At 43.0% G+C, this 11,492-nt stretch carries 14 protein-coding genes; 8 read left to right on the top strand and 6 right to left on the bottom strand.

Going from position 1 to position 11,492, the window contains the following annotated elements; translation table 11 throughout:
- Positions 1–143: 143 nt before the first annotated feature.
- From ACVBIU_RS05095 to ACVBIU_RS05085, 3 genes are all read right to left on the bottom strand, one after another.
- Entirely contained in the window at positions 144–752 is a 609-nt protein-coding gene (locus ACVBIU_RS05095; RefSeq protein ID WP_447163225.1) for an acetate uptake transporter, read from the bottom strand.
- Positions 753–1,322: 570 nt separating this feature from the next.
- Positions 1,323–2,027 (bottom strand): pseudouridine synthase, encoded by a 705-nt coding sequence (locus ACVBIU_RS05090; RefSeq protein ID WP_447160284.1) that lies wholly within the window; start codon positions 2,025–2,027, stop codon positions 1,323–1,325.
- A 6-nt stretch (positions 2,028–2,033) separates the two neighbouring features.
- Positions 2,034–2,663, bottom strand: coding sequence for a helix-turn-helix transcriptional regulator (locus tag ACVBIU_RS05085; RefSeq protein WP_447160283.1), 630 nt, complete (start codon positions 2,661–2,663; stop codon positions 2,034–2,036).
- Between the two features lie 165 nt (positions 2,664–2,828).
- On the opposite strand from ACVBIU_RS05085, the gene ACVBIU_RS05080 reads away from it, so the two are divergent.
- Together ACVBIU_RS05080 and ACVBIU_RS05075 are read left to right on the top strand one after the other, a co-directional pair.
- On the top strand, positions 2,829–3,437 hold the full coding sequence (locus ACVBIU_RS05080; protein WP_447160282.1) for an NADPH-dependent FMN reductase: 609 nt from the start codon (positions 2,829–2,831) through the stop codon (positions 3,435–3,437).
- Between the two features lie 63 nt (positions 3,438–3,500).
- Positions 3,501–3,920, top strand: coding sequence for a VOC family protein (locus ACVBIU_RS05075; protein WP_447160281.1), 420 nt, complete (start codon positions 3,501–3,503; stop codon positions 3,918–3,920).
- Positions 3,921–4,022: 102 nt separating this feature from the next.
- Here ACVBIU_RS05075 and ACVBIU_RS05070 read toward each other — a convergent pair whose 3' ends face one another.
- Complete coding sequence (locus ACVBIU_RS05070; RefSeq protein WP_447160280.1) at positions 4,023–4,775, bottom strand: SDR family oxidoreductase; 753 nt, start codon at positions 4,773–4,775, stop codon at positions 4,023–4,025.
- Positions 4,776–5,422: 647 nt separating this feature from the next.
- On the opposite strand from ACVBIU_RS05070, the gene ACVBIU_RS05065 reads away from it, so the two are divergent.
- Entirely contained in the window at positions 5,423–6,343 is a 921-nt protein-coding gene (locus ACVBIU_RS05065) for a universal stress protein (RefSeq protein WP_447160279.1), read from the top strand.
- Positions 6,344–6,393: 50 nt separating this feature from the next.
- Here the strand turns inward: ACVBIU_RS05065 and ACVBIU_RS05060 are convergent, their stop codons facing one another.
- The gene (locus ACVBIU_RS05060) at positions 6,394–6,729 is read right to left on the bottom strand and encodes a DUF1971 domain-containing protein (protein ID WP_447163224.1); all 336 of its coding nucleotides are present in this window, start codon (positions 6,727–6,729) and stop codon (positions 6,394–6,396) included.
- 135 nt (positions 6,730–6,864) lie between these two features.
- Between ACVBIU_RS05060 and ACVBIU_RS05055 the strand changes: the two genes are divergently transcribed.
- Positions 6,865–7,374, top strand: a complete 510-nt coding sequence (locus ACVBIU_RS05055; RefSeq protein WP_447160277.1) for a YcxB family protein — start codon at positions 6,865–6,867, stop codon at positions 7,372–7,374.
- Here ACVBIU_RS05055 and ACVBIU_RS05050 read toward each other — a convergent pair.
- On the bottom strand, positions 7,371–7,907 hold the full coding sequence (locus ACVBIU_RS05050) for a GNAT family N-acetyltransferase (protein WP_447163223.1): 537 nt from the start codon (positions 7,905–7,907) through the stop codon (positions 7,371–7,373). The two genes, ACVBIU_RS05055 and ACVBIU_RS05050, sit on opposite strands and share 4 nt — an antisense overlap.
- Positions 7,908–8,157: 250 nt before the next feature.
- Here ACVBIU_RS05050 and ACVBIU_RS05045 point away from each other — a divergent pair, with 250 nt between their 5' ends.
- Genes ACVBIU_RS05045 through ACVBIU_RS05030 form a run of 4 tightly spaced genes read left to right on the top strand, consistent with a single transcriptional unit; the run spans position 8,158 to position 11,455 of the window.
- Positions 8,158–9,030, top strand: a complete 873-nt coding sequence (locus tag ACVBIU_RS05045; protein ID WP_447160275.1) for a MipA/OmpV family protein — start codon at positions 8,158–8,160, stop codon at positions 9,028–9,030.
- A gap of 56 nt (positions 9,031–9,086) precedes the next feature.
- Entirely contained in the window at positions 9,087–9,452 is a 366-nt protein-coding gene (locus ACVBIU_RS05040) for a DUF3019 domain-containing protein (protein WP_447160274.1), read from the top strand.
- Entirely contained in the window at positions 9,452–10,165 is a 714-nt protein-coding gene (locus ACVBIU_RS05035; RefSeq protein WP_447160273.1) for a response regulator, read from the top strand. The genes ACVBIU_RS05040 and ACVBIU_RS05035 overlap by 1 nt, the downstream gene beginning before the upstream one ends.
- 18 nt (positions 10,166–10,183) lie before the next feature.
- Positions 10,184–11,455 (top strand): ATP-binding protein, encoded by a 1,272-nt coding sequence (locus ACVBIU_RS05030; protein WP_447160272.1) that lies wholly within the window; start codon positions 10,184–10,186, stop codon positions 11,453–11,455.
- Positions 11,456–11,492: the final 37 nt, after the last annotated feature.

Here is an 11,492-nt window from a genome sequence, read left to right as displayed (position 1 = left end):
TCCCCAGAACAGTAAAACCAAGGCCTCAACGGTATGCCAAAAATAAAAATGCCGTTCACCTTAAGTGAACGGCATTAGACCTCGGTCAGCTTTTTTTTTCGCTTTAAATTTCACATTATCGGAGATAGGTGATAATGGATAACTTATAACTTAAGCGGCTTGTTTTCTGCAGCGGGCTCATATGCAGCAACTGCAACTGGACCAACTGGTAAAATAACGCGGCCAAACTCAGCATTTAATACTTGTGCCATAGCAAAGTAAATTGCGCTTAAACCACAGAAGATACCTTCGTAGCCAGCGATCGTGCCGATTAGCTCACTACCCGTGAAATCACGAGCTGCAAGTAGGAAGAACAAAATCGTTAATGATGCAAACACAACTTGCTTAGCACGTGGGTAACGTAGTGAGCCCACAAAAAGTGCTGCTGTGAACAGACCCCATAAACCTAAGTACCAACCCATAAAGCTAGCTGGGCTTGCTTCTGCTAGGCCCATTTTAGGCATAACGATTAAGCCAACCAAAGTTAACCAGAATAAACCGTAAGAAGTAAATGCAGTTGTACCAAACGTGTCACCACGCTTAAAGCACATGATACCAACGATAACTTGAGCGATACCGCCGTAGAAGATCCCCATTGCTAAGATCATTGAATCAATTGGGAAGAAACCTGCGTTATGGATGTTAAGTAAGACAGTTGTCATACCAAAGCCCATTAGGCCTAGTGGAGCTGGGTTAGCTAGTTGTGTCGACATTAAGTTCCCCTACAGGAAGTAGTCAAAAAATATATCCGCACCGCTAAATGCAAATATAAAATTAAGTTAATTTGAGCGCGCGCATTCTAGTCGAAGCGATGGGGCCGAGCAAATATGCTCGCAGGCGTAGGGGAAACGAGGGAAATCGAAACTAATACGGTATATTACTAATTAATCAATGTGTTATAAACAAAAAGAGGACTTTAGTTCAAGCGTAAAACCAATGCGAGACACTGATCACGCAAACCAATAAAAATATGACATTGAACACACGATTCAAGTTTAGCACATTAGCAACTGATGAAATTCGCAGAGTAAAAGTGCTGAAAAATTGCACCAGCTCACAAACTAAAAAAATGGTCTTATTTTTAGCAAAAAGACCCTAAGGGTTAAGATATTTGACAGGTTTGGGCTCAACATTCTCACTTTGCTCTCTACATGGCCTTTATATAGCCTTTTACTCAGCCCTTTATTCCACCCTTTTATAGCCCGCTCAAGCGGTATATTTAACAGAAGTCCTGCACCAGAGTGAGCGACATGAGTTAAGAGAAAAACCTATGGATAGCATATTTAGGCATTCTGAATTTCTGCTATCGATAAGTCTCGACTTTCACCAGCAGTTAATTGCGGGTCGAGCACGATGGCGCCGACGGATATTCGATGTAAACCTACAACGGGGTTTCGAAAGCGGCCAAACATGCGCTTGATTTGATGATAACGCCCTTCCATCAAAGTCACCAAAGCCGTGTGTGCATCTATGATCTCCAGCTTAGCGGGTAAGGTCGTGATACCTTCATATTCAAAGTACATCCCATTGGCAAAAGCTGGAATATAAGATTCATCAATGGGATTTTGCAGCGTCACTCGGTACAGCTTTCCGACCTTATGTTCTGGCGACATCAGCTTTTTAGACCAGCGACCATCATTAGTTAACAGCAACAAACCTGAAGTATTGAGATCTAAGCGACCAACAATATGCAGACTGCACTTATCTTCTCTAGCCAGCAAATCGATAACCGTTTTATGCTTATCATCAACGGTAGCACTGACCACGCCAACGGGCTTATATAGCATCACATAGCTCGGCCGGCTGGCTTGCAACACTTGACCATCAAGACAAACATGGGAGAACTCGTCGATAATCAAATCGATATCACGCGCTATCTCACCGTCCACCTGCACTTGCCCTTTAGCCAACAGCAACCTAACATGTTTTTTATTAATACCTGTTTTGACGCTAATAAACCTATCTAGCCGTGCACGTTTTGATTCCATAAAATTCTATTGCTCAGCAGTGATAGGCTGTACTTTATAGGCGCAGCGACGTGCCCCCTGGATAATGTGTTCCTCACGGCTCACCGTAGCGTCATGCTGCAGTAAGGTCTGAAATAACTGCAATTCTGAGCGGCAAAAATTAAGACATTTTGTTGCTGCAGCGCAGATCGGGCAATGGTTTTCAAGTAGCCAGTAACAGCCGTCGCTATGCTCAACCGTCGCCATATAACCTTCATTGGTACGTAACTGTGCCAAGACTTGTAGCTTAATGGCTAAGCTATCGGCACTGATTAACGCATCACGATAAAGCGCTAGTGACACCTGTTCACGATGGCTAATAAGCTGTTCTAAGCCACTGTCGCCAAAAACAGTTTTAACCGAATCAATTAGCTGAACGCTCAGCTCTTCATGTCTATCAGAGAAATGACTATTACTTTGCGGCGTTAGCGCCCAGAAACGTGTCGGTCGCCCACGAGTCGCTTTTCTATCATCAAAAACCACATCGCAACTTTCTTCAAGGCTTTGTAAATGCTGACGCACCCCCATTGTTGTCAGGCCTAGCTCACTAGCAATCGCTTTAGCCGTTAATTCACCTTGGGTTTTAAGCATCTGCAAAATTTTGTCACTGGTCTTCATCGTTATCTCTTTATGGCAGCTTTGTTCTTTTATCGCTCAAGGCACAAAGCGGTATGACTATGGCCATTATTACTCAACCATCAATTAAGTAAACTTTTTTCTTTACTTTATTTTGTAAACTGTTTACTTTACTTAAAACTTAAATAAACAAAAAGGTTTACTAAAATGGAATTAGTCATCATTAGTGCCAGCCAGAGAAGCCCATCGCAGAGTGCCAAAGTCGCCCGTTACCTGAGCGAACAGGTGACGGGTTTTAACAGAGTCAATCACATAGAGCTTTGCCAATACCAGTTACCTTTTTGGGATGGAAGTGCAGAAACCAAATCTGCCGATGGTAGCCGCTGGCCTTTAATTTCTCAGCAAGTAAAGAAAGCAGACGCCTTAGTATTAATTACACCCGAGTGGGGCGGCATGGCATCACCTTTGATGAAGAATTTTTTGTTGATGTGCGACCACCAAGATACCGCCCATAAACCCGCTTTATTGGTTGCTGTTGTCAGTGGGATAAGTGGTGCCTACCCTATTGCCGAGCTAAGAATGAATGCATTAAAAAACAATAAACTGGTGGCGACGCCTGATCATTTAATCGTTAGAAATGTCGAAGAACTCTTCAATACTGACGCGCCACTGTGCGATAGAGAATTACATTTACGGGAACGTATCGACTACAGTTTGCATATGCTCACTCAATACAGCGAAGCCTTAAAAGGAGTGCGGATTAACCATCAAAACAAGCCATTTCCAAAACAGCAGGAGTACCATTATGGCATGTGACCATCAAAGCAAGCCATTTGCAAAGCTGCAATCAATTTAGGACAACAATACAAGGAGTCAATTATGATGCGTTTAGAGCATTTAAATTTAGTGGTCAGAGATATTTCAAAGGCATTAGCGTTTTACCAAGCAATCTTTCCTCATTGGAAAGTTCGCGGCGGAGGAAAGTCTAGTTGGCATGGCGTAGAGCGCAACTGGGTGCACTTTGGTGATGATTATCAATATTTAACGTTTAACGATGACGGTATTGAAGACAACCGTGACTTAAGTGGGCATCAAGTTGGCTTGGCCCACTTTGCATATGTCACCGATGATCTTGATGGGGTGATTGAGCGCCTCAAAACGAGCGGCCATCTTGTAGATAAAGCGGGCGCAGAAGATCCCTATCGCCGTAATGTGTACTTTATCGATCCCGATGGTTACGAAGTTGAGTTTGTTGAATATCTCACGGATATTCCGGCTATGCGCAATCAATATGAATAATCGCCGCTGTCAGCAATAGCATCAACAATAGCGATTAATCGCCAACCTGAACGTCAGTGACAACTATAGCGCCTCAGCTAAAGCTGTAAACGATGAGCCTGATCAACTCATTGTTCTTATCCAGCGACTCGGTAGTACTCTAAGTAGCCGATGCAGTATTGCCCATGGCCAGCTTGGTACAAAGCTATTGGCTTTTTCAGCCTCGATAGCTGCAACCATAGCACTACAGCCCACGTCGGTATCAACAATAAAAGGCACCTTTTCGACGTGCTCGTTTATTTCACTGCGGATAAAACCAGGATGAATACAACTGACCTTAATTGGCGTATACATTACATCAATACGAATACCTTCAGTTAACGACGTAACAGCAGCTTTTGTCGCCGCATAAACGGTCATCGCTCGCCTAAAGCCACGCACAGCACTCACAGAGGATATGGTTACTAAGTGGCCAGCATTTTGTTCACGAAAAATAATCATCGCCGCTTCAGCTTGGGCAAGTAAAGCTACAAAATTAGTTTCCGCCGTTTGCTTATTGGCCTCGAAATGTCCTGTGCCAATGGCTGCGCCCTTACCCATTCCTGCGTTAAGAATGATCCTGTCTAACTGGCCAAATTCAGACTTGAACTCATTAAACACCTTAAACACATCTTGATGCTGATTAACATCAAGCGCTTTAACCGAAACGTTAATATTTGGATTTATCTGCAAGAGATCTTGCTTTAGCTTATCTAAACGCTCAACTCTTCGCGCGCACAAAGCCAAATCTCGCCCCATGTTGGCAAACTCCAGTGCCATGCCTCTACCTAAACCAGAGCTGGCGCCGGTGATCAATATTGTCTTACGCTTAGCCATCATCTGTTTCCATCCATAGCGGTATCGTTTTTAATTCACATGGTTAACATCTAACCTAATCTAATCTAATCTAATCTAAGCTACTGTTGAAGTAATAGAATGTAAACCTCAACTCGGCGATTAGAAAGCGCCAGAACAGCAGGTTTATCCAAGCCAGATGCCCAGCGATAGTAAGCCGATATAAAATACCAGCCCCACAACAAAAGGCTTATCGGTCTCAGGCAGTCTCCCTAGCAATGCCTTTTCACGTTACGCCGCTGTACTGACTAAGCATAAAAAGTAAGCGCAAAACCTAGCAATTCAATATCAACCCAATCTCAACGAACATCAACCCAGTATGGTTAATGCCTTTGAACGCGCCATCTATCGCCTCTACTTGTCATCGAGCGATGGAGATAATCGCCCCATCGACAATGCAGGTTAAAGTCAGGTTGAGGACCGTTAATAACAATGGTAATCATTTTTTATTCACAAATTATCTGCAAATTATTTGAACTCGAGAAGTAAGACAATTTTGAAATCAATGACTTAAAATCTCGTAGATTGAAAAGCACTTACAAGGAGTAATTTAAGCGTGATTTAGTATTAGCAAACCCGTGTGTTTACTGGGTTATCGACTAGATTTACAGAATTATGGACCTGTGTTAATGGCAAGGGAATGCAAGGCTGACGGAGTATTTGCCATGATTTCCTACCACCATACATTAACGGTAATCGATAATGATTCGCCGGTACAACTTGCACTCAACAAGGCGTTACAACTCGCTAAAAAAACTCATGCGAAAGTCACTGTATTGAAGATTGAGCGCCCCTACAATAATGTATTAAGTCGCCTTGGATTACTCTCCAAGCAAGCACTCGACCCCATGCTAGTTGTCAAAAAGCTATTGGCTAAGTATCAACGGCTGGGGGTTGAAGTTGAGATAAAAGCCATTAAGAACCTCCAAGACCATGTTGCGATATTGAACGAAGCCAATAAGGGTAACTACGATTTAATCGTGGTCAATAACAAACACCACAACCCAGTTATCAACGAGTTCATCCCTAGCTGTGAAGCTCACCTACTTAGAGAGTGTGAGCAACCCGTCATGATAGTGGGTAATAAGACTTGGCAGCAACATGGGCATATCCTCACCGCGCTTGAAACCGCAGACCCAGATATTGAACACAGTAAGTTAAATCAATGCTTACTCGATGATACTTTGCAACTGGCGACACTGTTAGACAGCGATATTCATCTGCTTAACTGTTATCAAACAGAAAATTGGAGCATGTCTGTTGAAAAAGAAACTAACCACCTTTCAGATAAGGAGCAAAAACAGCAGCATTGGGCACGCTTACTCAGTAACGCTAAAAACTACCATATAACAAACGAACATTTACACCTTGAGCAAGGCCTACCGGATCATATTATTCCCACTATCGCTCACCAATGTAACGCTAACTTGTTGGTCATTGGCGCAGGTGAGCACCATGGCTTAATAAGTGAACTCAAGGGGCACACCTCTTCTGTGATCGTCAATCAACTCAAATGCGATATCTTGGCTATCAAGCCGCAAATCCACTAAGTCACTAATGCCCCTAATATGAGTCATTATCATGAATTACCATATGAACGCTAATCTCGTTCCGACTGGGTCTGCGCCACTATGTCAGAATCTGCTTGTGCCCAAAAGTCGACTCTAAAACAGGTATCATCCGAAAGAAGCTCAACTTTATGCCAATACTGAGGCGGCGATACCCCGACCTCACCGACTTTAATCACGATCTCTTGCTCCACCTCGCCCCGTCTATCAGTAAAACCATAGAACTTGAGTTCGCCGCTCAACACATGAATTTGTCCATAGACGCCCGCCTTAGTATTGTGCAGGTGTAAAAACATCTTTGGCACGGTCTGCTTGTCAAATACCGGACTCGATTTATAGTTCACATAATCAGTTGGGATCGTGGGCATATTCGTAGAACCTCATTTTATAACGTGTTATTAATGCCAATTAAGCTCAAGTTAAGCGACGATAAGCAAACTACGCACTATAATCGCAACATCCCCATACCAGCTGGCATGCACTTGCTGTAATAATGAGACAAAATGAACAATCAATATAGCTACACTACACAATACACGCTAGATAAAAGCCACTTTAGCGAGTGTTATGACGAATCAGTCATTGTCGATACTTCTGTGCGTGCATATCGTAAGGCCATCATTTTTGGCTTAGTGGGTACCGCCCTAATGCTAACCAATATTAATGGTTACGCTTCATGGTTTTTAATCGCCTTAGGCGCACTTGAAGCATTGAGTGTACGATTTAGAAAACCTTGGTGGCTAATGCGTCAAATGATGAGTAAAGCCGCCAATAATGAAGTGACCTTAACGGTAGATGAATCTGGGATCACTAATGACTCTTTCTACGTGCAGGGCACTATTTTATGGCAAGATGTCACCGAGATAACGGAAACTACTCAGGGCTTTCTATTAAAGCATCTAAAAGGCACCAGCTACCTCTCAAAGCGCAGCCTAGATCAACAGGCCACGCAATTTGTTGTGAGTAAAGCGGCTGAAAAAAGTCAAAAGCTGCAACAAAGCGAAGCGGATTAATCTCTCACATTCGCCATTAGAAATGCGTCAATATACTCGCCACTGCGAAAAGCATATTCACGCATTTCCCCCTCTATCACAAAGCCATGTTTTTTATATAAGCTAATGGCTAAGTGGTTATCAGTGTAGACCTCAAGCTCAATTCTCCTCACTGCAAGCCAATTTTGTGCAAGTGATACCATGGCGTCAAGCAACGCAGAGCCAATACCCATCCCTCGAAATGCCTCATCTACCGCCATACCAATATTTGCTACATGTTTACGCCTAGGGTTACTAAACACTTCCATACCTATTTGACCAACGACCTCGCCATCTCTTATTGCCACTAAGCTATAACAGTTATCAGGCAGTTCCATAAGACGTTTTTGCCAAGTATGTAATGACGGGAAAGGATGTTGTAACGTGCCTGCATAACAGCTTTGCTGACTATAAAGCCGACAGATACCATCAATATCAGCATCAAGGCTGTGACGAATATCTATATCTACCAAAATTGTTTTCTCCCTTTCTAAGGGGATACGCTCTCCAGTCACCACATTCTCCTTTTATTACACAGCACAGTTTAAACACTAACTTTCGCTAAAACAGCTTATATGTCAATACCTAAGCCAGTCTTATCCGTTGCCTGTACTTTTGAATCAAGATAAACACGCGCCTAAAACTGACTACTTTTCAAACTGTATCAGTTTGCAACAAATATCTTAACCTTCATGCTGTATATGGCAATAGATGATACCCTATAGCTTCATTTGTTAATTTTGTAATCAAGAGTTAATGTATTAGATGCCATACTTATTAGCACTTATGCTTACTATCAGCTTATATTCGGGAGCTGCTTTCGCAACCGCTTCAACGGGCTGCGATAACAATACCGACTGTATCGAAGTCGGTCGTTGGGACTTAGGCTTTGCCTTAGGCTATGGTAATAAATCTAATCCTCTTAAAGACTATAAAGACATCCCCCTGTATGTCGTCCCGACCATTGCGTATTATGGTGATAACTGGTTTTTCGATAACGGTAATATCGGCTATACCTTAACGGAGGGCGAAAACTACACCATCAATTTGATCACCACTTTTAGCAGTGATAGCGCCTTCTTCTATCGCTGGGATCCGTCGAATATTTTCCTGCTTTCAGCTGGCGGCAGTAGTCAACGTGCAACCTCCCCGCTCTCAACCTTTGGCAGAGTAAATCCAGAGCCTGCCATTGGTGAGCTAGAAAATCGAAACTTTACATATCTTGGCGGAGCCGAGGCTTTTGTTTACACCCGATTTGGTATAGTGCACGCAACGCTCGCCCATGACATACTTGATGTCCATGGCGGCCTTGAGTCTAAATTGAGGTGGTTTTACAATATTCCCCTAGATAGGTGGAATTTTGAATTTGCTGCGGTATTAGACTGGAAGAGTAAAGAGGTGGTTGACTATTACTATGGTGTCAGACCGAGTGAAAGCCTCTACTGGAGCCAAGAATATCAAGCGGAGTCTGCATTGAATAAGAGTATCGAATTTACTGGGCAGTACGTATTAACTGAAAACTGGAACTTACTCTTAGTGGCACGTTATACCGATATCAGCGATGAAATCGTCGATAGTCCTCTTTTAGAAAAAGATTACACCACCACCTATTTTGTTGGCGCAGCGTATAGGTTCTGATTAGAGTGTCTTCAAAATTCAAACTTGTATTCTTGTGTCTGTTGTTGAGCTCGTTAATGAGTACAACGGCTATTGCAAAAAATAGTACAAAACAGCCAACAACTAACCTAAAACTGTCCCCTGAGTTTTGTATCACTTCAGCTAATGAAGAGTCTTGCGATATAGAAGTCACATTAGAATGGGATATGTTAAAAAACAAAACAGTCTGTATTATTTCAGACTACAAAGATCTAAAGAAATGGTGCAGTCCTTCACCAGACATTCACTCTTTGACCGTCAATATCAGTGCTGACCGTGATATTCAGTTTGTGATGATAGACAAAGATACCCACGAAACAATTGCAGGTGTAAAATTGAAAGTCACACCCGCTTCTTCGCCTCAAGTTAGGCGACGATATCGAAACCCATGGAGTTTATTCTAATGACCAGCTCTCAATCTACGCATAGAGTATTATTAGTCGAAGATGATATTCGTTTAGCCAACTTGATTGTCGACTTCCTAAAGTCACATGGCATGCATGTTGAAGTAGAGCGTAGAGGCGACACTGTCCTTACTCGCCTAATAAACTATAAACCTGACATTATTTTACTCGATATTATGCTGCCTGGGATGGATGGCTTAACCTTATGCGAAAAATTGCCAGATTACTTTGCAGGCCCTATTTTACTGATGAGTGCCCTAGGCTCAAATGAAGATCAAATTAAAGGCTTAGAGTTAGGTGCTGACGATTACGTGGTTAAACCTGTTGACCCAGCATTATTAGTCGCGCGCATTAACAATTTACTACGTCGCCAAGCTAAACCAGCGCAAGTAGAATCTCACTGCCTAAGCTTTGGTAAGTTAAGTATCGACCCGCATACTCAAGCGATTCGTTTGGGTGAGACCGAAGTGGATCTGACCAGTCATGAATTTGAACTACTTTGGTTACTGGCATCACAAGCAGGCCAAGTAATGAGCCGCCAATATATCTATCAATACCTGCTCAATATTGATTTTGACGGTAAAGACAGAAAGATTGATGTACGTATATCACGCCTAAGAAAGAAACTTGGCGATAATATTGAAACCCCTTTTAGGATTAAAACAGTTTGGGGGCAAGGTTACCTCTTCGCGCCAGAAGCGTGGAACAACTAAGTCTGCTAATTTATTAAGATGAAACGGCTTTTCATTAGCCTTTATCTTCTGCTCAGCCTAGGTTTTTTAGGCATAGGATGGGCACTGGATAATTTATGGCAAAATAACGTTGACGAAAAAGGTGCACTCGATGCACCTTTAGTTGCTTTGGCGCAAGTGTTAGCTAAGCTGCCTCAAGATGAACGTCAAGCCATGCTAGAGAGTATTCAAGCTAGGCCTAACTTTCCACTCACCCTGCTTAATGCTGAACAGGTTGCTTTTTCTGGCGAACAATTAGTTCGGGCCGACAAAGTGATTGCCACCCCTTATGACATTAACCATGAGCTGCAATTTGTGGCTGTTGGCGAACAAGTCCTAATGGCAGGTCCGATTGAACTCGACCCAGAAGCCAGCCTAAGAAATATCTATAATATTTTCTTCTATTTTCTATTAGCCTTTATTGCACTCATTTGGGTATGGCCGCTATCGAAAGACTTAAAAATCTTGGGGAAAGCCACTAAAGAGTTTGGACAGGCAAAATGGAATACCCGAATTAAACTCACTAAGCGCTCACAGGTACTGCCTCTAGCCAACACCTTTAACGATATGGCCGCCCATATCAGTGCCCTTATTGAAAACCAAAAACATCTCTCTAATGCCGTCTCTCACGAAATAAGAACGCCACTTGCAAGGCTCAAGTTCGCCCTTGCCCTGTTGCCTCAATACTGCCAACCAGAATCGGATCCCGCTAGGCGCGAACACTTTCTTGACGAGATGAAGCTTGATATCAAAGAGATGGAAAATCTTCTACAAGAACTGCTCACTTATGCCAGTTTGGAAACCCAGCGAGAATCACTCAATTTTGAGCGCTGTGACCTAAACAGCTTAGTCACGCAAACCATCCGACGATTACAAAGCCACCACCCAACCCCGATACTTTTCGATGCCCCCGAAGAGACTATTTACTTGGTCGCAGAACCATCACTGGTTGAGCGCGCTCTGCAAAACCTCATCACCAATGCTCAGCGTTTCTCAATCGATGACATTAAGGTCAACATCGCGATAGACAGTAAAGCCGTCACCTTGTCTGTGACTGACGATGGCGAAGGGATTTTAGAGGAAGACCAAGGTAAGATTTTTGAGCCTTTCTACCGCAGTGCAAGCAGTAAAAATGGTAATAAGGGACACGGCTTAGGCTTAGCTATCATAAAGAGAATCATGGAAAGACACCACGGCGAAGTCACGCTTCTAAGTCAACCAGGCTTTACCCAGTTCACCTTAGTTTGGCCGTTAAACACCACACAGCACTAGTCCAATCCGATCAGCCTCTAGGCTTATAAAACGCCTT

The organism is Shewanella sp. 30m-14, assembly GCF_052977125.1.
Note: the sequence above shows the minus strand (reverse complement) of the source record. Positions and strands in the feature narration are given on the sequence as shown.